Source organism: Methanosphaera sp. ISO3-F5 (genome assembly GCF_034480035.2).
Lineage (GTDB): Archaea > Methanobacteriota > Methanobacteria > Methanobacteriales > Methanobacteriaceae > Methanosphaera.
In genome coordinates this window covers 2,036,799-2,062,069 of sequence record NZ_CP118753.2, presented here as the reverse complement: position 1 = coordinate 2,062,069, position 25,271 = coordinate 2,036,799, and the positions used below count along the sequence as shown (strand labels likewise).

The 25,271-nt window shown below is 31.9% G+C and carries 23 protein-coding genes; 10 read left to right on the top strand and 13 right to left on the bottom strand.

Annotation, left to right across the window (positions count from 1 at the left end; translation table 11 throughout):
• Positions 1 to 6: 6 nt before the first annotated feature.
• Together PXD04_RS20720 and PXD04_RS20715 are read left to right on the top strand one after the other, a co-directional pair.
• Complete coding sequence (locus PXD04_RS20720) at positions 7 to 396, top strand: hypothetical protein (protein WP_323736706.1); 390 nt, start codon at positions 7 to 9, stop codon at positions 394 to 396.
• Between the two features lie 15 nt (positions 397 to 411).
• Entirely contained in the window at positions 412 to 1,062 is a 651-nt protein-coding gene (locus tag PXD04_RS20715; protein WP_323736705.1) for a 2,5-diamino-6-(ribosylamino)-4(3H)-pyrimidinone 5'-phosphate reductase, read from the top strand.
• A 9-nt stretch (positions 1,063 to 1,071) separates the two neighbouring features.
• On the opposite strand, the gene PXD04_RS20710 is transcribed toward PXD04_RS20715, so the two are convergent.
• Positions 1,072 to 1,743, bottom strand: a complete 672-nt coding sequence (locus PXD04_RS20710; RefSeq protein WP_323736704.1) for a histidinol phosphate phosphatase domain-containing protein — start codon at positions 1,741 to 1,743, stop codon at positions 1,072 to 1,074.
• A gap of 91 nt (positions 1,744 to 1,834) precedes the next feature.
• Between PXD04_RS20710 and PXD04_RS20705 the strand changes: the two genes are divergently transcribed.
• The gene (locus tag PXD04_RS20705) at positions 1,835 to 2,722 is read left to right on the top strand and encodes a pantoate kinase (RefSeq protein ID WP_323736703.1); all 888 of its coding nucleotides are present in this window, start codon (positions 1,835 to 1,837) and stop codon (positions 2,720 to 2,722) included.
• 25 nt (positions 2,723 to 2,747) lie between these two features.
• On the opposite strand, the gene PXD04_RS20700 is transcribed toward PXD04_RS20705, so the two are convergent.
• From PXD04_RS20700 to purC, 8 genes are all read right to left on the bottom strand, one after another.
• Positions 2,748 to 3,539 (bottom strand): winged helix-turn-helix transcriptional regulator, encoded by a 792-nt coding sequence (locus PXD04_RS20700; protein WP_323736702.1) that lies wholly within the window; start codon positions 3,537 to 3,539, stop codon positions 2,748 to 2,750.
• 161 nt (positions 3,540 to 3,700) lie between these two features.
• The gene (recJ, locus tag PXD04_RS20695) at positions 3,701 to 5,128 is read right to left on the bottom strand and encodes a single-stranded-DNA-specific exonuclease RecJ (RefSeq protein ID WP_323736701.1); all 1,428 of its coding nucleotides are present in this window, start codon (positions 5,126 to 5,128) and stop codon (positions 3,701 to 3,703) included.
• A 45-nt stretch (positions 5,129 to 5,173) separates the two neighbouring features.
• Positions 5,174 to 5,455 (bottom strand): signal recognition particle subunit SRP19/SEC65 family protein, encoded by a 282-nt coding sequence (locus tag PXD04_RS20690; RefSeq protein ID WP_323736700.1) that lies wholly within the window; start codon positions 5,453 to 5,455, stop codon positions 5,174 to 5,176.
• 15 nt (positions 5,456 to 5,470) lie between these two features.
• The gene (locus tag PXD04_RS20685) at positions 5,471 to 6,250 is read right to left on the bottom strand and encodes a uroporphyrinogen-III synthase (RefSeq protein ID WP_323736699.1); all 780 of its coding nucleotides are present in this window, start codon (positions 6,248 to 6,250) and stop codon (positions 5,471 to 5,473) included.
• Positions 6,250 to 6,975 (bottom strand): uroporphyrinogen-III C-methyltransferase, encoded by a 726-nt coding sequence (gene cobA / locus PXD04_RS20680; RefSeq protein WP_323736698.1) that lies wholly within the window; start codon positions 6,973 to 6,975, stop codon positions 6,250 to 6,252. Before cobA ends, PXD04_RS20685 begins: the two co-directional genes overlap by 1 nt.
• Positions 6,976 to 7,121: 146 nt before the next feature.
• Positions 7,122 to 7,787 (bottom strand): phosphoribosylformylglycinamidine synthase subunit PurQ, encoded by a 666-nt coding sequence (gene purQ / locus PXD04_RS20675; RefSeq protein ID WP_323736697.1) that lies wholly within the window; start codon positions 7,785 to 7,787, stop codon positions 7,122 to 7,124.
• A gap of 3 nt (positions 7,788 to 7,790) precedes the next feature.
• Positions 7,791 to 8,039 (bottom strand): phosphoribosylformylglycinamidine synthase subunit PurS, encoded by a 249-nt coding sequence (gene purS / locus PXD04_RS20670; RefSeq protein ID WP_323736696.1) that lies wholly within the window; start codon positions 8,037 to 8,039, stop codon positions 7,791 to 7,793.
• A gap of 23 nt (positions 8,040 to 8,062) precedes the next feature.
• Positions 8,063 to 8,812, bottom strand: coding sequence for a phosphoribosylaminoimidazolesuccinocarboxamide synthase (gene purC, locus PXD04_RS20665; protein ID WP_323736695.1), 750 nt, complete (start codon positions 8,810 to 8,812; stop codon positions 8,063 to 8,065).
• A 164-nt stretch (positions 8,813 to 8,976) separates the two neighbouring features.
• Here purC and glmS point away from each other — a divergent pair, with 164 nt between their 5' ends.
• From glmS to PXD04_RS20650, 3 genes are read left to right on the top strand one after another with little or no spacing between them, the layout of a single operon-like run.
• On the top strand, positions 8,977 to 10,749 hold the full coding sequence (glmS, locus tag PXD04_RS20660) for a glutamine--fructose-6-phosphate transaminase (isomerizing) (protein ID WP_323736694.1): 1,773 nt from the start codon (positions 8,977 to 8,979) through the stop codon (positions 10,747 to 10,749).
• Between the two features lie 9 nt (positions 10,750 to 10,758).
• Complete coding sequence (locus tag PXD04_RS20655; RefSeq protein ID WP_323736693.1) at positions 10,759 to 11,103, top strand: hypothetical protein; 345 nt, start codon at positions 10,759 to 10,761, stop codon at positions 11,101 to 11,103.
• Between the two features lie 59 nt (positions 11,104 to 11,162).
• On the top strand, positions 11,163 to 11,645 hold the full coding sequence (locus PXD04_RS20650; RefSeq protein WP_323736692.1) for a thioesterase family protein: 483 nt from the start codon (positions 11,163 to 11,165) through the stop codon (positions 11,643 to 11,645).
• Here the strand turns inward: PXD04_RS20650 and PXD04_RS20645 are convergent, their stop codons facing one another.
• The 3 genes from PXD04_RS20645 to carA all read right to left on the bottom strand — a co-directional run bounded on the left by PXD04_RS20645 (position 11,646) and on the right by carA (position 17,168).
• Entirely contained in the window at positions 11,646 to 12,788 is a 1,143-nt protein-coding gene (locus tag PXD04_RS20645) for an amidohydrolase family protein (RefSeq protein WP_323736691.1), read from the bottom strand.
• Positions 12,789 to 12,856: 68 nt separating this feature from the next.
• A complete protein-coding gene (gene carB, locus PXD04_RS20640) occupies positions 12,857 to 16,039 on the bottom strand; it encodes a carbamoyl-phosphate synthase large subunit (protein ID WP_323736690.1) in 3,183 nt (1,060 codons plus the stop codon).
• A gap of 34 nt (positions 16,040 to 16,073) precedes the next feature.
• Entirely contained in the window at positions 16,074 to 17,168 is a 1,095-nt protein-coding gene (carA, locus tag PXD04_RS20635) for a glutamine-hydrolyzing carbamoyl-phosphate synthase small subunit (protein WP_323736689.1), read from the bottom strand.
• A gap of 452 nt (positions 17,169 to 17,620) precedes the next feature.
• On the opposite strand from carA, the gene PXD04_RS20630 reads away from it, so the two are divergent.
• Complete coding sequence (locus PXD04_RS20630) at positions 17,621 to 18,091, top strand: helix-turn-helix domain-containing protein (RefSeq protein WP_323736688.1); 471 nt, start codon at positions 17,621 to 17,623, stop codon at positions 18,089 to 18,091.
• Positions 18,092 to 18,200: 109 nt separating this feature from the next.
• On the top strand, positions 18,201 to 19,532 hold the full coding sequence (locus PXD04_RS20625) for an IS4 family transposase (RefSeq protein WP_323736687.1): 1,332 nt from the start codon (positions 18,201 to 18,203) through the stop codon (positions 19,530 to 19,532).
• A gap of 102 nt (positions 19,533 to 19,634) precedes the next feature.
• Here PXD04_RS20625 and PXD04_RS20620 read toward each other — a convergent pair whose 3' ends face one another.
• On the bottom strand, positions 19,635 to 20,975 hold the full coding sequence (locus tag PXD04_RS20620) for an IS4 family transposase (protein ID WP_323736686.1): 1,341 nt from the start codon (positions 20,973 to 20,975) through the stop codon (positions 19,635 to 19,637).
• A 680-nt stretch (positions 20,976 to 21,655) separates the two neighbouring features.
• On the opposite strand from PXD04_RS20620, the gene PXD04_RS20615 reads away from it, so the two are divergent.
• Together PXD04_RS20615 and PXD04_RS20610 are read left to right on the top strand one after the other, a co-directional pair.
• Positions 21,656 to 23,374, top strand: a complete 1,719-nt coding sequence (locus PXD04_RS20615) for an ABC transporter ATP-binding protein (protein ID WP_323736685.1) — start codon at positions 21,656 to 21,658, stop codon at positions 23,372 to 23,374.
• The gene (locus tag PXD04_RS20610; RefSeq protein ID WP_323736684.1) at positions 23,371 to 25,023 is read left to right on the top strand and encodes an ABC transporter ATP-binding protein; all 1,653 of its coding nucleotides are present in this window, start codon (positions 23,371 to 23,373) and stop codon (positions 25,021 to 25,023) included. The genes PXD04_RS20615 and PXD04_RS20610 overlap by 4 nt, the downstream gene beginning before the upstream one ends.
• The last annotated feature ends 248 nt before the right edge of the window (positions 25,024 to 25,271 follow it).

Sequence of the window (25,271 nt, the reverse complement as noted above, 5' to 3'; positions counted from 1 at the left end):
ATACTTATGCAACAAGATGAAATGTTAAAGTTATATGTTGAGAAAAGAATTGAATACGAGACTAAGATTAAGGAAAACTTGGAGAAAATTGAGGATTCTGTTAAGGATTTAGCTCAGGTTGGGGATTATTTTAGTGTTAAAAATGATGATTTGCTTATAACTATTAAGGCAATTGAGGTTGATGGTGATAAACATATAGCAATTTTTACTGATAAGAATTCTAGGGAGATTCCTTTTGGGAGTCTTACATTAACTGAGCATCCTGATCTTATTTTATGGATTATTCAGAATGATTTGCTTATTCGTGAAGGTTTTAAGGAAGTGTTGATTAATGCTGTTAGGAATGGTGAGAATATTATTAACACTCTTAAGGCTTTGAAGGTTAATTATGAGTAGTGGGGTGTTTTGTTTTTGAAGCCTTATGTGTTATTGAATTCTGCTATGACTGTTGATGGTAAGATTGCTACCAGGGATAGTTCTATGAAGATTTCTGGGAGTGCTGATTTAGTTCGGGTTCATAGGCTTAGGAAGCAGTATGATGGTATTATGGTTGGGATTAATACTGTTGTTATTGATAATCCTAAATTAACTGTTCATAAGATTGATGCTTGTAAGGAGGATAATCCTGTTAGGATTGTTGTTGATAGTAATGCTCGTACGCCTCTTGATTCTTTGGTGTTGAATGGTGATGCTAGGACTGTTGTTGTTGTTTCTAGTGGTGCTTCTGAGGATGCTGTTGGGAAGTTGCGTGAGAAGTGTGAGGTTCTTGTTTGTGGAGAGAATCATGTTAACTTGAAGGAAGCTTTGAGTAAATTATATGATATGGGTATAAAATCAATATTATTGGAGGGAGGTTCAACATTAAACTTCTCTATGTTTAAGGAACAATTAATTGATGAAGTATCTATATGTATTGGTTCAAAAATATTGGGTGGCACAAAATCAAAAACATTCGTTGACGGAAAAGGATTCAGCATAAATGAATGCGTAAAACTAGAACTAAAAAAAATAGAAAAAATAGATGAAAATGATGTTGTACTAACATATACAACATCGTACTAACTCGTTTTTTTACATTAATCCATGTTTTTTAAGTATTTTCTCAGGATTATCTTTTAATATTTTAGGAATTTCACTTTCAGGAACTTCAGCACCTTTAGCAATTCTTTCAGCTAATGCATAATCAATTAAGTCACCAGGAGCATGTGTATCCGTATCCAGTACCAGGTTTGCTCCCATGTCAAGTCCCAGTTTTGCTACGTGACCATTTCCGAGACAATGTCCTTTACGTGCACTTATCTCTAATGACACATCATTATCTATTGCTATTTGCACTTCTTCTTCTGTGATTAATCCAGGGTGTCCAATAATATCTATTTCTGGACATTCTGCTGCTGCTCTGTTAGTTCCAGGTCTTACTGGTTCAACTATTGTTTCTCCATGCACAACTATTATTTCTGCACCGTATTGTCTTGCCTTGTTTGCTAGTTTATCAATTACTTCAACAGGTACGTGAGTAATTTCTACTCCTGGTATAACCTGTATATCCCAGTTGTCTCTTATATCATTTACTGCTTCAACTATTTGTGATGCTACTTGTATGTTTGATGCATCAACATGGTCTGTTATTGCTAATGCTTTGTGACCTAGTACTTCGGCTCTTCTTGCTAATTCGGATGGTAATAATTCTCCATCACTAAATATACTGTGAGTGTGTAAATCTATTCTTTTATTTTCAGACATTAAAATACTCCATGTAATGATTATATTAATATTATTTTTATAAATTTTTTATTATAATTGTATTTATGAAAAGAAGAATATAAATAAATATATGATAGATAGATTGAAAGTTTTTGTTCCGGCCCATATTACTGGTTTTTTTGAAATATTCCAGAACACTGATCCTGTATTGAAGGGGTCTCGTGGTGCTGGCATTGCACTTGATGAAGGTGTTGTTACTGAAACAGTTGTAGAAGATGGTTGTGACCGTGTAGTTATTACTATTAACGGTAAAGAGAATGCCTTGAATACTATTAGTAGAAGAGCTGTGGAGATTATAAGAGAACGTTACTCTCCTGATTTAAGTAATGTGGATATTCATATTAATCATGAGACCAGTTTACCTATTAGTGCGGGTTTTGGTACTAGTGCAGGTTTTGCTTTAGGTGTTAGTTTTACTTTACCAAGATTGTTGGGTATTAATCTTAGTTTTAATGAGGCTGGTGAGATTGCTCATTTAACTGAACTTTCTGAGAGTAGTGGTTTGGGTGATGTTATCTCCGAGATGCATGGTGGTTGTGTTTTAAGGTTACTTGAAGGTTCTCCTGTTCGTGCCAGGATTGATAAAATATTACCTGACAAAACTGTGTATGTTATATCTAAAACTTTAAGTTCCATCAATACCCGGGATGTAATCGAAGATCCTGTTCAGGTTAATATGATAAATAGTAATGGCCATGAGTTATTAAATATGCTTAGAAGCAATCCTTGTATTGAAAATTTCATTGCTTTGTCAAGGAAATTCTCTGTGGAAACAAAACTAGTGAATCCGGAATTAAATGAGTTACTGGACATATTTGATGATGAAACTATTGGTTCATCTATGGCAATGCTGGGAAATACTGCATTTGCATTATCTTATACTCCGGATGTTTCTATAGAAGATTGTTTAATTACTAAGATTAACAGGACCGGAATTAAATATCTGAAAAAAATATAATAAAAAAAATAGCATGAAAGAAGAGTTAAACTTTTTTAACATCTTCAATTGTGTATACAATACCTTTATCTTCTAGTTTTGAAATTATTCTGTTAGTCATTTTACCAACAGCAAATACTAGAACTCTTAATCCTTTTTCTGCTGCGCTTGCTGTTGCACTTGCTGTTGCAAATTCAAAGTCAGGGTATACATTTAAATGGTTTGTGATTGCTCTTGCACTTGTACCTAGTACTCCAATTCTGTCAAATTCTTGGTCATAGATTTCTTGGATTCTGTCCATGTCACAAGCTCTTGATCCACCTTCAGATATTGGAGGAATTTTTACTATTACAACATCTTTAGGAACTAAATCTATTTCTCCACCAAGGTTGATTAATGTTACATCTTCTCCTTCTAATGCATCACTAAACACTTCTGCGTATGCTCCGGATTTATCTTCTGTATCTGCATATAATATTCCATCATCCATGTTTAACCATACTTGTTCACCTTGATGTAAATCTTCTGCAGCTATTGCCGGCCAGATTGATTTATATCCATTCATAGTGTTTAAGACCATGTCAGAGTATGCTTTTAGGTTGATTGCTTCGGTTTTTACTTTGTCTATACCATATTTTGTGATTTTGTAACGAAAATTAGAACTTCCAGTTTCCACATATCCTTCTTTTACTAATGTTTTTATGTTTTCGGAAACCGCTTGTACGGTAATTCCTAATTCTTCTGCTATGTCTTTTTGTTTTAAATGTGGTTCTTGTTGAGCTATTTTTGCTAATATTTGAAATTTAGTGAATTCCCCTTTATTTTTAAAAATTCTCATTATGATACCCCTTAGTATTGTATTTTACTATTAAATAGTTAAATCTTAATAATTAATTTATAATTGATTTTATTTAAAGTTTTATACATTCAAAAAGGTTGGATTGATAGAATGATATTATATTAGGAAAAAATTAAAGGAGTTTGAATATATTTTCTTGTTTAGTTTATTGTAAATGAATTGTTTAGTATATTTAGGAATTTATCCATGTTCTCTTCGGGAATGTATGCTCCGCATGCTACACTATGTCCTCCACCGGATCCCCCACATTTTTCTGATATGTCTCGTACCATGTTTCCGAAGTGTATTCCTTCATAGCCTAGTAGTTTTGAGCATCTTAGGGATACTTTGTATCCTGGTTGTTCTGAATCTATATGTGTATATCCTATTATTGGTTTTTGCCAGTCGTAATTGCTTAGTAACATTCCGGCTATTGTTCCTACAACACTTGGTTTTATTCCGCTTCCATCAAAGTATTGTATGTTTTCCATGATTTCCACCGAATTTGCCTCCTGTATCCGGGTCATGTTTTGTGCAAGATATCGTTTATGGCTTTTAACTAGTGTTTCGAGTTCTCCTGCTATTTTATCACGGTTGCCCTTTATTACTTCTAGTCCGAGTTCGTGTCGACCGTTTCTTCCGCAGGCGTTTATTACTGTACTGTATTCGCTTGCGTCTTTGAATGTTGTGTAATCGTCTTCGAATGTGAATTCGTATGATTCTCCCGAGATTAGTTTTGGCACATATTTCACGTATTTGTCTGGAACTGCTCTTGTCATCATTTTAAGCAGTTCTGTGAATAGTCTTCCTTTTTCGTCCATGGATAAGTCACAGAGGTATCTTACTGTTCCCAGGTCGTTCTTTACGGGTATGTCTAAGTTTTCGAGGAAGTGTATGCATTCATTTCGGTTATTTGTTAATGGTAGGTGTATGTCTCCGAAGTATGATAATGCTACAAATAGTGGTCTTGTATGTCTTCCGTATAGTAGTAGGTCGTTTATGTAGTTTACGCAGCCTACTTCTGTTGAATCGCTTAGTATTTCTGTGTTTAGTCCTCGGAGTTTTCCTGTCATGCTGTTTTGCATGTCTCCTACTGCGCTTAATATTCCCATCCAGCTTAGGTCATAGAAGTGGAATGTTTTTGCTAAAAAATAGGATAGTCCTCCTCCGGAGATTGTGTAGGAGCCGTCTAATCCGTAGTAGTTGGGGTTTATTTCTATTAGGTCTCCTCGGAGTTCTGTTCCTAGTTTTCTTATGGGTGGATGGTGGTCGAGTACTATTAGTGATGAGTTTGTGTTGTTGCATATGTTTTGTATGTCTTGTCCTGCTCCTAGGTCGGATATTATTGTTAGTTCGGTGTCTGTTTCCAGGTTTTCTACTTCGTTTATTTCTACAAAGTTTACGGTGTGTTCGATTTCTAGTTTATCCATTATGGATGATAGTATGCTTCCTGCGGTTATTCCGTCACAGTCTGTGTGTGTGAAGATTGTTACGTCTTCTGCGTCCATAATTTTGTCTTTTGCCTTGTTTAGTAGTAGGTCCATATGTTTTCTTGATTCTTCATAAGTGTTAGTATTATTTAGAGTCATTTTTATGCTCCTTTATAAAAAAAAGATTGTAGAGAATGAATATGTTTATTCTGTGTGGCGGTTAATTTTTATAGTGCTTGCTATTTTTCGTAGCAATTCTACTTTTGTTGGGAAGTCGTGTTCTACTATTACTCTTCCTGATTTTTCCCACCATGATCCTGGAAAAGATTTGTCATGTTCTACCGTGTATTGAATTTTTAGTTTACGTAAAGCTTGGCTGATTTCACGAATTTTAGGTTCTTCTACTGCTTCGTCTAATGATATCATTCGTCCTTCTTTACGTGTATGTTGTGAATTTATATATACTGGCCATACCATTGTTTTCATAATTTTTTCCCCTGGTTATATATTTTGTAATAATGCATCTATCATGTCTTTAACTGTATAACGTTTTGGTTCTATGGCTGGAATGTTATGTTGTTTTAAAACATTTCCTGTTATGGGTCCTATAGATCCAACTATTATGTTTGTACGTAATTGGTTTATAAAAGCATCATATTGTTCTTTTCTTTCTTGTTTAATAACATTTAATAGGTTAGTTACTGTTAATGGACTAGTGAATGTTATAATATCTATTTCATTGTTTATTATTTTTTCCATCAAATCTATTAATTTACTGGTATCTTGTGGTGTGCTGGAAGTGTATGCTTCTGCTATTGTCACGTTAGCCCCGTATTCTTCTAAGCCTTCTGGTAATACTTTTCTTGCGCTTAGTGTTCGGGGTAGTGCGATGTTTTTATCTTCCAGGTTGATTGATTTGAATGATTCCAGTAATCCTTCTGCAGTGAAGTTTTCTGGTATTAAGTCTGGAGTGTTGTTGTATTCTTGGAGTACTTCCTCTGTTTTTACTCCTATTACTGCAATTTTTGATGGGATTTTTGATTCAGTGAATACTTCAAAGAATGATTTTACTCCTGCTGGTGAAGTGAATATTATCCACTCGTATTCTTTAATATTTTCTGCTATGTATATTAATTCTTCTGATTTTACTAATTGTAGTTCGAGTGTTGGAATAATTAGTGGTATACCATTGTTTTCTCGTATGATTTTAGCCATAGATTCTGAACGTTCAACGGGTCTTGTGATGACGACAGTCTTGTTATTAAAATCTTTAGTGGTCATTATTCCATTTTACTCCTTAGTTCTTCGCATTCTTTGTAGATGTTCACTACTTCTCCTATGATTATTAGTGCTGGTGGTTTTATTTTTTTCTCTGTTATGTCTGCGAGTGTTCCGAGTATTACTTTCTGGTTTGGTAGTGTTCCGTTTTCTATTGCTGCTACTGGGGTGTCTGGTGATTTGTATTGGAGTATTTTTGGCACATACTTTTTAAGTAATCCTACTCCCATAAATACTACTATTGTATCTGCTGTGTAATCCCAGTTTACTTGTTTTTCTGTTTTTTGTGGGTCTTCGTGTCCTGTTACTAGTGTTAGGCTTGTTGCTATGGCTCTGTGTGTTAATGGTAATCCTATGCCTGTTGCGGATCCTATTGCTGAGTTTATACCGGATACGAATTCTACATTTATGCCTTCTTTGAGTAGTGCTAGTTCTTCTTCTCCACCTCTACCGAATATGAATGGGTCTCCACCTTTTAGGCGTACTACTTTATCATATTTTTTTCCATATTCTATGAGTAATTCGTTTATTTCTGGTTGTTTACGGTAGTGTTCTCCTGCACGTTTTCCGACATATACTAGTTCTGCGTCTTCAGGCACGTATTCTAATAGCACATCGTTTGCTAGGCTATCATATAATACTGCTTCTGCTTGTTTTAATATTTTTACTGCTTTAACTGTTATTAAATCTGGGTCACCTGGACCTGCACCAATCATGTATACGGTCATAATAATCTTACCTTATAGTTTTTTTTATTATAATATTATTATATTTGTTGATTAATATTAATAAAAGAAATAGTATTGGAGGTAGTAGTGCTTAAAAAAATAGTTAAATGTATTCAAAAAATGTGGAAAAAGAGGATTGTGAAAAGTTAGTCTAAAAAGCTTTCAAAGAATTTTAAACCATCTTTTGAACGTAATAATTCTTCAACGGCCCTTTCTGGGTGTGGCATTACTGCTACAACATTTCCTTCATTGTTACATACTCCGGTTATTGCATCCATAGAACCGTTAGGATTTTCATCCTCAAATGTTAAAACGATTTGGTCATTATCGTATAATTCTTCTATATTATCCGTGTAATATCTTCCTTCTTTGTGTGCTATAGGTAAATCAATTACTTCATTTTTCTTATATAATTTGGTGAATGGTGTTCTGTTAGTGTTAACTTTAAGTTTTTTGCTTTCGCATATGAACTTGGCATTTTCGTTTTCTATGAATACTCCTGGAACCAGATCTATTTCACCAAGAATTTGTGCACCATTACATATTCCTAGGACAGGATTTCCCTGTTTTGCAAAGTCTTTGATTGTGTTGATTATTGGTGTAATTCCTGCTATTGCTCCTGCTCTCAGGTAGTCTCCATATGAGAAACCGCCGGGGATGATTACTACATCCATATTGGATAAGTCGTTTTCGTTCCAGTAGATATATTTAGCATTTGCTCCTACTAGGTTTACTGCATATTCTATGTCCCTGTCACAGTTTGTACCGGGAAATCTAATTATACCTACGTTTACATCAGATACATCTGTCAATGTTTATTCCTCACTTATACTTATTTCATAATCATGAATAACAGGGTTGCATAATAATTTTTGACACATTTCATCTACTTGTGCTAATGCATCGTCTTTATTATCTGCATTTAATGTGAATTGTATTATATTTACTGTTTTTGTATCTTTTACTTCAAAGTTAAGTAATGCTAATGCCTTTTCTATGGTTGATGCTTCCGGATTTAACATTCCTTTTTTTAAACTTGTTCTTACTTCAACATTATAATCCATAATATATCATTCCCTATGTGCTATTATATTTGTTCAACATTCCATTTTACTTTTTCTTCGTCAGACAGCACTAAGTTAACAACTTTAAGGTAAGCATCCACTACTCCTTCTTCACCTTTCCTGTATATGTCTTTATCAAAGTTTTCGTAGGTTTCTGAATCCCATAATCTTGTAGTGTCAGGACTTATTTCATCCCCTAATATTATGTTGCCCTCAGAATCTTTTCCGTATTCTAATTTAAAGTCGACGAGTATTATTCCTCTTTCTATTAAGTAGTCGGATAATATTTTGTTAATTTTTAAGGTTATTTCTCTGATTTCATCTAGTTCTTCTTGTGTAGCTATTTCCAGTGCTTTTATGATGCTGTCGTTTAGCATTGGATCATGGAATTCATCGTTTTTGTAATCAAATTGTATGATTGGTGGTTTTAGTTCTTTGTTTGCTTCGAACGGATATTTTTTGAGTAAGCTTCCTGTTGCAATGTTTCTGCATATTACTTCTAGGGGAATCATTTCAAGAGATTTTGTACGCATTTCATCTGTTGAAAGTAGTTCTATATACTGTGTTTTTACACCGTTTTCTTCTAATACTTTGAATAGTTTTGCAGAGATTAATACGTTACAGTATCCTTTTTGACTTAGCGTGTCCTTTTTTGCTCCGTCTCCTGCTGTGATGTCATCTCTAAATTTAATTATTACTTCGTTTTCATTTTCAGATTTGTAAATATCTTTAGCTTTACCTGCATAAAGTAATTCTCTGTTTACGTCACTCATATATATTCCACGAATAATTTTTTTTTATAAGATATTTTTCTATCTTGTGTATGTTACTATATATCTTTGTAAATGATAAGTATTATAATATATGAATTAAATAATATATAACAATATAATAGAAATAAAATATAGCATAATAGCTTGAATATTGGTGATTATTAATGTGTGGAATAGTAGGATGTATACTTAATAAAGAAGTAGCGCCAACCATAATCGAATCAATCAAGAAATTAGAATACAGAGGATACGATTCAGTAGGAATAGCTACCCTAACAGACAAAATAAACGTTAAAAAGGGTAGTGGAAAAATAAAAGAAGTAGATGACCAGATACACTTAACAGAAATAGACGGAAACATAGGAATAGCACACGTAAGATGGGCAACACACGGAAACCCAACAAAAGAAAACGCACACCCACATAACAGCTGTGACAACAAGATAAGCGTAGTACACAACGGAATCATAGAAAACTACAAAGAACTAAGAGAAGAACTAGAAAAAGAAGGACACACATTCAAATCAGAAACAGACACAGAAGTAATACCACACCTCATAGAAAAATACATAAAACAAGGAAACGACCTATTACACGCCACACAAAAAACAATAAACAAACTAATAGGATCATACGCACTAGCAGCAATAAGCATAGACGAACCAGACAAAATAATAGGAGCAAGAAAAGAAAGCCCACTAATCGTAGGAGTATCACAAAACGGAAACTTCCTAGCATCAGACGTACCAGCAATACTAAACGAAACAAGACAAGTAATATACCTAGACGACAACGAAATCATACAACTAGAAAAAGACAAAGTAACAGTCATGAACAACCAACTAGAACCAATAGAAAAAGAAGTAGTAACAATAGACTGGAACCCAGAAATGGCAGAAAAAGGCGGATACCCACACTTCATGCTAAAAGAAATAAACGAAGAACCACAAGTAATAAAAGACACACTATCAGAATCACCAAAAATAAAAGAAATAGTATCTAAATTCAAAAACTTCAACAGAATATGCTTCGTAGCCTGCGGAACAAGCTACCACGCATCACTCATAGGAGAATACCTCATAGAAACACAACTACACATACCAACAGAAGTAATACTAGCAAGCGAATTCGAATACTTCCAAAACACACTAGACGACCACACACTAGTAATATTCATAACACAAAGCGGAGAAACAGCAGACACACTAAAAGCACTAAAAACCGCCAAGAAAGTATCAGAAACCCTGGCAATAGTAAACGTAGTAGGAAGCAGCATAACACGAGAAGCAGACCACGTAATATACACAAGAGCAGGACCAGAAATAGGAGTAGCAGCAACAAAAACATACCTAAGCCAACTAATATGCATATACCTACTAGTTGCTCATCTTGGGGAAAACAATGAACTAATAGAGAAAATATATCATATCTCCGAGTTAGCTGAAGAATCAATAAAAAGAGAAGAAAGCATAATAAAAATTGCTAAAAAATATAAAGCTGCTAAAGACTTCTTCTATATTGGCAGAGGATTTAACTATCCAACCGCACTTGAAGGTGCATTGAAACTTAAGGAAATAACTTATATTCATGCAGAGGGATATCCTGCAGGGGAACTTAAGCATGGTCCTCTGGCATTAATTGATGATGGAATACCAGTAGTGGGAATATTACCTCCAGGTCCTAGTTATCCTAAAACTTATAATAATCTTCAGGAAATCAGGGCTAGAGGAGCAAATATGATTATCCTCGGATCAGAAGATGACACCCAACTTGATGATATAGAGGATAAAATCGTGTTTAATCCAGAAATTGATGAGATAATAGCACCTCTGATTTACATCATAGATTTACAATTATTATCTTATCATATTAGTGTAGAGAAAAATATTGACCCAGATAAGCCTAAAAACTTAGCAAAATCTGTGACAGTCGTATAAAATGATAGTATGAAAAGAAAGTCTTATGGTGGATTAGTAGTAATATTGCTTGTTAGCATCATTGCTTTTGGTTTTGGTGCAGTTTTTGGAGCAGCACATATTGGTGAAGATTTTAGTAAAGATATTCTTCCTACTTCATTAACAACTTCTTCGGATATTGTGCAGGTTATAGATGAGAAATCTTTTGAGCCTGCGAATATTACTATTAAGTTCCAAACACAAACCACAGTTAAGAAAGTTAATAAAACCAATTATAATTATACTAATAAGACTACTGACAGTAATAGTTTTGATAAGAAGAAATCTAATAGTTCTGATAGTAGTAAAAAAAAGACTAATACTAGTGGTAATTAACTTAACCGCCCACCTATTTTTTTGTTTTTAAAAAAAGATTATTTTAAGGGAATTATTTTATGTTTAAAACTAATATTACACCTCGAATTGGAGAAACTGATGCTTTAAGACATATTACAAACACTGCATTACCTGTATGGTTTGAATATGGACGTAATGAATTATTTAAGATTTTTAATCCTACGAATGAATTAACATATAAGAAATGGAATTTAATATTGGTTCATATGGATTTTAATTATATTCGTCAAACTTATTTTGGTTATGATGTTGAAATTCGAACATATATTACTAAGATTGGTAAGACTTCATTTACTGTTATGCAAGAAGCCTGGCAGAATGGAATTTTACGTTCTAACGGTACTGCTGTTATGGTTTATTATGATTTTGTTAGACAAGAAAGTAATGTTATTCCTGAGGATATTAGAAGTAAATTAAAAGAGCATTTTATTAGTCTTGATGAGTTAGAGGAAAAAAATAGGAATGAAATGAGGAATAATAGGAAGGTTAGGGAATTTGATTATGTGGAATCTGATTTATAGTTACATTTGGTTTCCCATTATGAAGTTTATTATGTCTTCTCCTGATGAACGGTTAACTATTGATAAGTAGGGATCATCTGATTTTCTTTTGATTATTAGTATATCAGATATGTTTCCTTCTTTTATGCTTATATCTTTTCCAAGTATTTTGAATCCGTTTATTGTTGCCATTTTTAGTATGTCGTATGCTGTTATCTTGTTTTTGTATGATGCTCTTACTGCTTTTAGTGCGTATTCCATTTCTCTGAACATGTCTGGCTGGTTGAACATTACGTTGTCTGTTCCTAGTGCTACATCTATGTCGTTTTCTATGTATGCGCTTATTGGTGGCACTCCTACTGATAGCATCCCGTTTGATCTTGGGCATGATACTATTATTGGGCTTGTTGCATCTAGTAGTTCTAGGTCTTGTAGTATTGGGTGTGTTGCGTGTACTAGTGTTGTGAATCCTGCTTTTAGTGCTCGTTCTATTTCTGTTTGGTTTGTTAGTTGTACTGATTGTTCTTGTAGTTGGTAGTATTCTGCTACGTGGATTACTGCTAGTTTGTCTTCTTGGTTGCATACTTCTGCTATTTGTAGCATTATTTCGGGGTCTACGTCTTGTACTCCGCTTAGTCCTATTCCGTCACAGTGTTGTAGTAGTTCTCTTGTTATTAGTCTTGCTTGTTCTGGTGTTGTTGTTGGGTCGTAGTATTTGTCGCTTCTTCCGAGTATGCATGCGTTTATTGGCAGGTCGTATATTGCTTTTTTTAGTTGGTTTATTCCTTTTATTCCTCCTTCTCTGAAGTCTATGAATGTTGATGTTCCTGTGTATAGCATTTCTTTTGCTGTTTCGTGTATTTCTTGGATTATTTCTTCGTCTGATGCTTTTCTTAGTATTTGGTGTTTTAGTCCGTTGGGTGGTTCTACTAGTTCTTGTATTGATAATCCGTCTCCTACATCACGTGATATAGAGTCACCTATATGAATATGTGCATTTATGAATGCTGGTGTTACAATACAGTTTGTAGCATCAATTATTTCACCTTCTTCATAGTTAGGTGATAGTTTAATTATTCGTCCTTCATCGTTTATTATCACATTTGTTTCTACCGGTTTAAGGTTATGTCCCATTAACACTAAACCATTCTTAATAGTAATCATAAAAAAAATCATCTCAAAAATAATAATAATAATATAAAAAAATAAGTAAAAAAAATGAAGCTTAGAAGTTATTCTGCATAATCATTTAATGATTTAACAGTTAACTCATCATTACTTGCTTCTTCAATAGCATTTAACACCGCATTAGCCGCAGCAATAGTAGTAACATAAGGTATACCCAATTCAATAGCTAATCTTCTGATAATATAACCATCATCAGCAGATTGTTTACCACTAGGAGTATTAATCAGGAATGCAACTTCACCATTAAGCATTGCATCACGAATATTAGGAGAACCCTGACTAACCTTACGAATAACATCAATATCAGTATCAGGTGCAGCTTCGGCAGTTCCCTTAGTAGCAATTAAATCAAAGCCTAACTCTTTAGCTTTCTCAGCAATAGCAGCTATTTTTGGCTTATCAAGATCTCTTACACTAATGAATATTTTACCTTCAGTAGGTAAATTATTGCTTGCAGCCAGCTGAGATTTATAATATGCTAATCCAAAGTTCCTATCAATACCCATAGTTTCTCCAGTAGATTTCATTTCCGGTCCAAGAACTGAATCTGAATCAGGTATTTTAAGGAACGGGAATACTGATTCTTTAACTGCAACATGCTTAATATCTGCATAGTTAACTAGTTCAAAGTCTGAAAGTTTAGCACCCAACATTATTTTTGAAGCAATTTTTGCAATAGGAATTCCTATTGCTTTACTTACAAATGGTACTGTACGACTTGCCCTTGGGTTTGCTTCAATAATATATAATTTTGGTTCAGGATCCATTTTAATAGCATACTGTATGTTAATTAATCCTATAACACCAAGTCTTAATGCTAGTTTCCTAGTGTATTCCTCTACCTGTTCAATTATTTCAGGTGATACTGATTGTGGTGGGATTACACATGCTGAATCTCCGGAGTGAATACCTGCTTCTTCTATGTGTTCCATTATACCACATACATACACGTCGTCTCCATCACATAATGCATCCACATCAAGTTCTATGGAATCTTCTAAGAATTTGTCTACAAGTATTGGGTGTTCTTTTGAAACTTTCACAGCTTCTTTCATGTATTCTTCCAGTTCATTATCATCGTAAACTATTTCCATTGCTCGTCCACCAAGAACGTATGATGGTCTTACAAGTACTGGGAATCCGATTTTATGTGCCGCATCTCTTGCTTCATCAAGTGAGTTTGCAATACCATAATCTGCTTGTGGAATTCCTAAATCATTAAGTACTTCTGTGAACTGTTCCCTGTCTTCTACCATGTCAATACTTTCGAATGGTGTTCCAAGTATGTTTATTCCAGCATTATTAAGTGATTCTGCGAGGTTAATTGATGTTTGTCCACCAAATTGAACAATTACTCCATCTGGTTTTTCTTGTTCTAATACTGCCAGTACATCTTCTTTGGTTAATGGTTCAAAGTATAATCTGTCAGAAATGTCGTAATCAGTACTTACTGTTTCGGGGTTATTGTTAATAAGTATTGTTTCTACATTTTCATCTTTTAATGCTAATGCTGCATGTACACAACAGTAGTCAAACTCTATTCCTTGACCAATTCTTATAGGTCCTGCTCCTAGAACTGCTATTTTTTTATTGTTGCTTGTTTTCATCTGTGAAGGTGAATCATATGTTCCATAGTAGTATGGTGTTTTTGCTTCAAATTCTGCTGCACATGTATCTACCATCTTGTATTCTGGTGCTAGGCTGATTTCATGTCTTGCCTGTGTCACTTCGTCTTCTGTTGTATCGAGTAATTGGGCGATACGTTTGTCGCTGAATCCGTATTGTTTGATTTGTCTGAATAATTTGGAATCTTTGAGTATTTCTTTTCCTTGTTTTTGGATTTCTTCTTCACAGTTTACAATGTTTCTGATTTTGTTTAGGAAGAATGGACTTATTTTTGTAATGTCTGCTAATTCTTGGATGTCTCTTCCATCTTTTATTGCAGAGTATACTTGGAACATTCTTTTATCTGTTGCATGTTCAAGATCATAGTCTGTGTATTCCATGTATTCAAATGCTTCTTGATCTATATCTAATGATCTGATGGCTTTTTGTAATGCTTCTTCAATGGTTCTTCCTATTGACATTACTTCTCCGGTTGATTGCATTTGTACTCCTAGTTCTCCGGAGCTGGTTTTGAACTTGTCGAATGGCCATCTTGGTACTTTAGCTATTACATAGTCTACTGCTGGTTCGAATGATGCTGGTGTTTCTTTGGTGATGTCGTTTTTGATTTCGTCTAGTGTTAATCCTAGTGCGATTTTGGATGAAACTTTTGCGATGGAGTATCCTGTTGCTTTACTTGCCAGTGCACTACTTCTACTTACTCTTGGGTTTACTTCGATTACTTTGTATTCCCTTGTTATTGGGTGTAGAGCAAATTGTATGTTACATCCTCCCTGTATTCCTAGTGCTCTGATTATTTTTATTGATGCGTTTCTGAGTTTTTGGTTATCTTCATCGGATAATGTTTGTGTAGGTGCTACTACTATACTTTCTCCGGTGTGTATTCCCATTGCATCTATGTTTTCCATGTTACATACTATGATGCATGAATCGTTTTTGTCACGCATTACTTCGTATTCTATTTCTTGCCATCCTAGTACTGATTCGTCGATTAGTACTTGGTCGTTGAAACTCATGTCAAGTCCGTGAAGAACTATTTCTTCGAATTCTTTTCTGTTGTTTGCTATTCCTCCACCGGTTCCACCTAGTGTGAATCCTGGTCTTACAATTACTGGGTAGCCTATGTCTTCGACGGCTTTTAATGCTTCGTCTAATGAGTTTACTGCATGACATTTTGGTATTGGTTCGTTTAGTCTGTCCATGAATTCTGCGAATAAATCTCTGTCTTCTACGTCTTTGATTGTTTGTATAGGTGAACCTAGAACTCTTACACCATCTAGGGCGCCCATTTTATCCAGGTCTACTGCTATGTTTAATCCTGTTTGTCCGCCCATTGTTGGTAGTATAGCATCCACTTGTTCTTTTTCTATAATTTTTGCTACCATTTCAGCATTTAATGGTTCTACATATACTTTGTCTGCTGTTTCTATGTCTGTTTGTATTGTTGCTGGATTACTATTTACGAGAACAGTTTCAATATTTTCTTCACGTAAAGATTTACATGCTTGTGAACCAGAGTAATCGAATTCTGCTGCTTGTCCTATTTGTATAGGTCCTGATCCTATAATTAATACTTTATTTATATCTTTATCCGTTGGCATATTTTTTAACTCCTCAAAAAAAATAGTGTTATTATTATTTATTCCCATGATATTCTTTAATAGTGTTTACAAAGTTGTCAAAGAACACTTTAGAATCATGTGGTCCTGGTCCAGCTTCTGGATGGTATTGAATACACATTATTGGTAATGTTTTGTGTTTGATTGCTTCTGGTGTTCCATCATTTAAGTTCACTTGAGTAATTTCCAGATCGGTTTCACCAATACTTTCTGGATCTATGGAGAAACTATGATTTTGTGATGTCATGTAGACTCTTCCAGTATCTAAGTGTTGTACTGGCTGGTTTGAACCTCTGTGACCAAATTTCATTTTATATATTTTTGCACCATATGCTAATGCTATGATTTGTTGACCTAAACATATTCCTGCGACAGGCATTTTTTCTGCTATTTCTCTGATTGTGTCCTGTATATTATCTACATTTTCTGGGTTTCCTGGACCACTAGATACTAGTACTCCGTCCACGTTCATGTCATAGATTTCCTGTGCAGTTGTTGTTGCTGGAATTATTGTTACTCCTACATCTTGTGCTACAAGATGGTCTATTATATTCTTTTTTACTCCACAGTCTAGTACTGCTACATTGTATTCTTTTCTTTCTTGAATTGTTTTAGGTTCTTTTACTGTGACTTTTTCGACTAGATTCATATCTTCTAGGCGTGGTTGTTCTTCCAGTATTTTTAGTAGTTCGTCATCACTTATTTCCTTGTTAGCAACAACTGCTTTCATTGAACCTAATTCTCTGATTTTTAATGTTAATGATCTTGTATCTATTCCGCTTATTCCAGGTACATCATTTTCTTCTAAAAATTCAGATAATGTTTTTTCTGATTTAGGATGACAAGGTTCTTTGCAAACTTGTCTTACTACATATGCTTCGGCTTTAATATCTTCTGATTGATACCAATCCTTAGATACTCCATAATTTCCTTCTAATGGGTATGTTGACATTAATATTTGTCCTTTGAATGAAGGATCTGTTAATGCTGCAACATAACCTGTCATTGAGGTAGAAAATACAATTTCTCCGGCTTTTACTGTTTCTGCTCCGAAACCTTCACCTTCTAATATTGTACCATCTTCCAACGCTAATTTTGCAGTTCTTACCACTTTTTTAACCCCGATTATATTTTTAATAAGTATACTGTTATTAAATAACTAGCATTAATTTTTTTATTTTTGATTCAAAAAAATAAACTGAAATATTTTACAATTAATACAAATATGATTAAAACTATTTTATTTTATAAAAGAATAAACATACAATAAATGTACATAATATAAGAGTACATATATCATTAGATTAATTTATAAAAATTATCTATAATCTTTTATAATAATAAAAGAGTTATAAAACACTATTATACTATTATATTTTTAAATATTTTACAAGTTCATTCCTAATAATAATATATAGTATTCAATAATAAAAAAAAGTTTCGAAAAAAAATCAATGCTATTAAGTTGAGGTATTGTTGAACTTTGGTAGGATTATATATTTTTTTTAATGTTTATTTTTTTTTACATAATATTTATAAGTGATGATGTATATATTATTATATATGGTAGGCAAAACTAAAATTGATATTTTTAGGAATATGTCTAAATCTGAGTTAAAAGAAGCAATGCATGAGTATGTTATAGCTCATAGAATATATGAACGATTATATGCTATTAATTTATTAGCAGAAGGTTATTCATATGATATGGTAGCACATAAAATGAATAAATCTTATCAGACTATTCACAGGTGGGCTAAAATTTGTGAATCTGAGGGAATTGATGGTTTGAAACCTAATTATACTGGTGGAAGACCAGAAAAAATAAGTAAATCAGATTTACATAAAGTAGACCTTATGATTAAAGAAAATGATGAAATTACTATTCAAGAAGTTCATGATTTTATTTTAAAAGAATTTAATGTCGATTACAGTATGAAGCAAATATGGGAGATTTTAACTCAAAAACTAAATTATAAATGTAAAAATACTAAAGTTATACCCAAAAATAAAGAGTTAATCAGTAATACATAGTAATTTATAGGTTTAGATCATTATTCTTATTGTTTTTAATCTAATATTTTTTTTTGCATCACATCATCTATAAAAAACATTATGTAATATTTTGGTGGTTTGATTTATCATGTTTTCAAAAGTAATAGTATCCAACACATTATCCAATTTACGAAATATAGATAAAAAGTATTATGTTAATGAAAATAACTTCATATATTCAAAAAAATTAACTCCCGAAAACACAGCAGGTATTATATTGAATAATAATGGATTAAACATTAATTCACAAGCTAGACATTTCATCAAAAGAATTGAAAAAAATTGGTTTTTTAAAGTTTCAGGTTCTGCTTTTTGCCAAAGAAGACAAAATTTACTCCCTGAATTATTTAAAGAGGAAAATGATAAGTTAATTCATAACGTATACAAACAATTAAAACATTTACATAAATATAATGGAAAATCATTACTTGCAGCAGATACTTCTATCATAACACTAACTAATCATACTATTACTAACGAAAAATATGGAATTAAGTCCAAATTAGATGCTAAAAACACTATTCCACGAGCAAGAATTTCATGTATAACTGATACACTAACTAATATGGTAATAAGTGCTAGCATCAATATTAAAGCAACTAGCGAACCTAAACTTGCATCTAGACAAATAAATGAGCTTAAAAACATCATCGATTTAGAAAACAGCATAATTATGGGTGACAGAGGATATGACTCACTAGAAATGATGTTAAACATCATAGAACAAAACTCCTATTTCATAATACGATTAAAAGACTCCACATTCAAAAAAGAACGCGAAAATTTAACAAAACAGGATGAAAACATATGGATTAACATAAATAATACTCGTTTAAAAAATGCTGAAAATAAAGAAATAAAAGAAAAATACCTAAAAGAAGGACGAATTAAACTAAGAATAATCGAAATAAAATTAGAAAAAGAAAATGATGAAGAAGAAAATAAAGAATACCTTATTACAAATTTAACAAAAGAAATGGCACCATATGATGATTTTAAAGAGTTATATCATCAAAGATGGAGTATAGAAACAGAATTTGACCGATTAAAAAACATACACGAAATAGAAAATTTCAGCGGTAGAAAAGAAATATGCATAAAACAAGACTTCTACGCTAAAATATTAACATACAACATGACTATGACACTTAAACAAGACGGAGAAAGATTTATGACAATATTAATCTCAAAAAACAAAAAAAGACGATACCAAATCAACATATCAACTGCACTCAGTTTATTCAAAGACATATTAATAGTATTATTAAGAGAAAAAGAAGAATTTAAACTAAAATTATTAGAATTTTGTATATACGAGATGATAGAAGATTTATCTTCATCCTTAATCGATCCACCAAACACAGAAAGAATAGTAAAAGACATAACCAACAAATTTCCAGGAAATATCAAAAGAGCATAAAAAAAGATAAAAAAATAACTCAACTTAATAGCATTGAAAAAAAATCAATGCTATCAAGTTAAGGATTTTGTGTTGAAGTAACTTTTTTTTCATTTTGTTTTTTTATGGTTTTCTGTTGTTTCCGGGGTGTTTGTTTGTTGGGTCTTGTGCTAGTCTGTTGTTGGTGTTTGGGGGTGGGCTTATTTTTGTTGTGACTAAACTTTTGGATGCTATTTCTGTTATGTGCTTTATTATTTTTGTCCGTGTTGCTTTATCTTCGAATACTAGTTTTAATAGGTATTTTCTTATTAGTCCTATTATTGTGTTTAAGTTTGGTTTGTATTCTAGTTTTTCTTGTACTTCTTTTCGTGATTTTCGGTTTATTTGTTGTGTGGCGTCATTGTATGTTGCCATTAGTATGTTGAAAATGAATATGTGGCTGTAAAAGTCTTGTTGTATAGTTATTTTCTTTTGTCCTGAGAAGTTTTCTATGTCTAATCTGTTTTTTAATCTGTCGAAATTGATTTCTGTTTCCCATCGGGTTCCATATAATCTTTTAAGGTCTTCTGGGGTAAATTTTTCTTGTGGAAGATTGGTTATTAATGATTCTATGTATGTTTCTCCATTGGATCTTGTTACTGGTATGTTCACTACTCTTATTTGTGGGTTTCCTATACTTTTAGCAATTATTTTTTCTTCAGGTGTTAAATCTTTTTTATGAATCTTTTTGACTTTGATTTCTATGTTCTCATCATCTGATAGCATTTTTGCTCGTTGATTTTTAAAGGTGTCCTTTTTTAATCTTATTATGAAGTTTGATTTGTTAATCAAGTGATATAATATTAGTTTTGTACTGTTATATCCTCGGTCATATACTGTTATACTCTTATTGAGAGTTATCTTATCTTTTAAATCGTTTATGTGGTTTATTGCTAACTCTACTTCTGATGTATTTTTAGGAACTATTTCTGAAGATAGAATAAAATGATTTAAATCATCAGTAATGGCAGAAATTCTTGCTCTACTACGATATTCGTGGATAGGATTATCTTTTGGAACATCCCATTCTTTTTTAGTTAAAGGTGTATTAGGACAATCAATAACACTTGTATCACAACCAAATATCCAATATTCTTTATATTCCTTTAATTCATCACTTTGATTATAAATATCAGACATCAAATCAGAATTCATATCAACAAATACTCTTGGATCCAAATATTGTCGTTTTTCACTAAAAGCTTGAGGAGTAATAGTCACAAAATCATCCTGTTTAAGTTCTTTATAAAAAGATAAACATTCTACAACATTAGCACGGTTTTTATTGGTAATAATATGAAGAATCAAATCATCCATCCCAATTTTACGCTTACGAGTAAAATGAACATCATCTAATACATATTTTCTACAACAATACTTATTAATTTTTTCCAGATAATCAGAAACAAAAGACATGAAACACATAATAAATCACACCAAAAACNAATATAAATAACAAAAACTTGACAATACATCAAATAAAAACTATTAACATATCTAATTACTTAAATAAAACTATATAATAAGTAATATATAAAATTAACTATAATTAATACTTAAAAATAGATATAAATAAAAAACAATTAGTAGTATAAAGTATAATAATATAATATGAAGAATTAAGTAAAAATAAAGTTAAAAATGGTGATTAAATAGAAAAATAAGATATTAAAAAGAAGAAATCCTTAACTTGATAGCATTGAAAAAAAATCAATTTTTTGAAGTTAATATAATAATTACTTCAAACACCCTTATTTTTTAATTTGATAATTGTATTTTACTTATAACACATTAATCATTTAATTATATGAAGCAATAAAGCGGTTAGTTTCATCCAATAAGGTACATTAAACCACTTCATTAATAGTAGCATAATATTGTGTAAATATAGAAAAACATGAAGATAACGAATAAGATTTATAAATGCTTATTGAAAGTAAATAATTCTTGAACCTTATACTTTTATTGAATGTAAAACAAAGATACAATATACTATTAGGTTTCATTTTTTGTATTAAACTATTATTTTTTAGGTTAATGTAATTATCCAATATCTATTTTTGGATGTGAAATCTTGATAATAATTATAAATAAATGTGGTTAAAATGAAGGTCTTATTAAGATATTTTATTAAAACACAGTGGAAGAAAATTGTTCCACTCATCATTTTCCAGTTTATTGCAACATTTTCCCAATTCTACGGAATATATATTGTGGGAAAACTGCTGAATTTATCCCTAAAAGGAAAAGATCTGGAATTCTTGGGCCATTATGAAATAATTCTTATAATTGCGACCCTAGTAACTATACTGGCCATGCTGGCAGTTTATGCAATGTCGATGAACATCTCCTCATCCAGTGCATATAATATTAAAAAAAGAATGTTTCATATATACGCAAATGCACCCCTAGAAGAAATTCATAAGTTCAGAAGCACTAGTTTAATTAGTCATGCAACCAGGGAAGTGTACAATATAAGAAATTTTATTTTTAATGTTCTTACTTATGTATCCATCATCCCATTTGTGTTTTTAGTATTGTACCTGGATATTAGTTATCTGAGTTCCTCCCTAGGAATTATATACCTGATATTAATTGCAATGATCATAATCTTTGTCTATTTCATCCTAAGGTATGCATGTGATAAGTATTTCTGGGTAAAAAGAACATTTGCCAGAATCAATTACTTATTCAAGCAGGGAGCACTGTTAATCGATAACATACTACTGAATAACAAACAACAATATGAACAGGAACAATTCCAAGATGCTATAGAAGCATCATATACTGAAAGTATGCATTATTCTAAAATAACAAGTTATTTCTATCCGTTATTTTTAATAATATTTAATTTGTTCATAGTACTGATGGTACTCTTCACTAGCCAGGAATTAATAGTTGCAAATATGGACATAACAGAATTAGTAATCTTCTTCCAGTTCATACTGTTTACTTTAACAAGCATAAACCTATTACCAGCAATATTCAGTTCACTATCAGTGGCAAATGGAACAGCAAAAAGAATTGAACAAGTACTAGATATTGAATACACAGTTATAGAAAAAGATTATGAATATAAAAACAATAATAATCCGAACATAATTGAATTTAATGATGTGAACTTCAAATATGCAACAGATAATGTTATCAGTGATATGACATTTAATGTTGAAAAAGAATCAACAATAGCAATTGTAGGTAAAATTGCAAGTGGAAAATCAACACTATTATCACTCATACATGGATTATACCCTTGTACCAGTGGTGAAATAAAAATAGACGGTAATACAATTAATCAAATAAAGAGGAAAGACTTAAATAGTAAAATATCAGTTGCAACACAAAAAAATTTCCTGTTTAATGATACAGTAAAAACAAACATTACCCTTAACGATGATTCAATAGACTTAGATGAAATCCGATTATCAGCAGAATTATCCGGTTTAGACAAATATGTTGATGACATAGATGACTTTTTACAGTACCAAGTCAACGAAAAAGGTGCAAATTTATCCACAAGCATAAAAAATAGGCTGAACATAATGCGTTGCCTAGTGAAAAAAGCTGACATATACCTATTCGATAATGTATTCACAACCTATGATGAAAACTCCCAGTACAAAATATTCGAAAAGATTAAAGAACATTTAAAGAATAAAACAATAATTCTTGTAACAGACAACATTGAAATACTCGAAAACATGGATAAGATAATCCTGTTAGATGATGGAAAAATCAGCACTATAGGCACACATTCAGAATTAATAGAAAATTCAGAATATTATAAAAACCTGGTTAACAATGATAAGGGGATGTTATTATGAAGAAACTTGCCGATTATGAGGATTTTATAGATTTTCTAAAGGAACTCTTAAAGCCACATAGCTTACGATTTATAATAATTATCTCATTACTACTAGTTCAATCCGTATGTGCCATTAATTTACCTCGAATACTAGGAAGAATAATAAACATGTTTGGAGAATATACTCCTGGAAGTACAATATTTTTCACACCAAAATTCACAAATCTCATAATTGAGATAACCGTACTTATCCTGATAACATATATTCTTAAAACAGTCATAACATACATGACATATCCAGTAAGTGATAAGATCACATTAGAATTACGTCAAAGAATTGAAAAGAAAGTTCAGAAAATAAATTACAAGTACTTAAATGACACCCCATCCGGAGAAGTAATGACAAGAATCAATCATGATGCAATGATCATACGAGGCTTTATAGGTGTTAAACTATCAACAATACTCTCTAAAATATTGTTACTAATAATGGCTGTAGTGATGATGCTAATCATCGACTGGGAATTAACCAAATGGTACCTGTTAATAATGGCCGTGACACTTATATTAATAGCCCTAATCAACAAGTATGCTATAGATTACGTGAAGGAATCACGAGAGTATATGAGTAAACAAATATCCATAATAGGAGATACTTACCTGAACAAAACGGTTGTGAACACAAATGATAATAAAGGCTATTGTGAAGAAAAATTCGACCAGATAAACAAGCTAGATAAAAAAGCATATAATAACACAACCAAAAAAATGATTATATTAGAACCAATAACATTATTCATGTCTAACCTGGTATACATTCTAATATATGTAATTGCAATAAGCATGTTATTTGATAAAACAATACAACTTGAAATCGTGCTGGAATTAATATTATACGGACAGATTATTATAAATCAACTTAAATACTTCGGAAAAACTATACGAGAAGTACAAGTAGCATATACTAGCTTCCTAAAAATCTATGAATTACTGCACATACCAGAACAGGAAGAAACATTAGAAAACAAAGAGAACATAACCAAGGGAGAAATAGAATTTAAAAATGTATCATTCAGTTACGATAACAAAAAAGTATTGGATAATTTGAACTTTAAAATAGACGACAAAAGTAAAATATTAATTAAAGGCAAGTTATCAAATGGAAAATCAACCATCATAAACCTATTAACTAAGCTATATGAAATAGATTCAGGTGAAATACTAATAGATGGTAAAAATATAAACACTATACCTCAAAAGAATATCATGGATTCATGCACAATCCTGTCCGAACATAATCAACTATATAAGGCAAGTGTCGAAGAAAACATAGCCTATTCAACAGATAATATAAGTCACGAAGACATAGTTAAAGCAGCAAAAGAAGTAGGAAGCCATGAATTCATAATGAAACTACCAGAACAGTATGATACAATAATATCCGATGAAAACAATAACCTCAGTCAGGGTGAACGTGAACTAATACTCCTGACAAGAGCATATGTTAAAGAATCAAAGATACTGATAATAGATAATGCTGTTACAAATATGGATAGGATAACTAAACAAAAAGTTCTTCAAAGTTTAAGAAAACTTATGCAAAACAAGACAACCATAATACTAACTGATGAAATTCAGTGCGAATATGATAATGTAATCCAATTATAAGATATTGATGGATAAAATAAGACTTGAATGTTGTCATATGTAGTACTACCTATTAGTACTACTATGTCTAACACAATCACCACCACCACCCCTTTTCAAGATCATATAGAAAAAAATTAATGTTCCACCCTTTAGTATTCAATACTAATTGTAAATGGGAAAAAAATAACTATTTTTATTGTAATAACAATATTTTTCTAATGAATTTCTAGAAAATAAAATTTTATTAAAATGTTTAACAAATATAC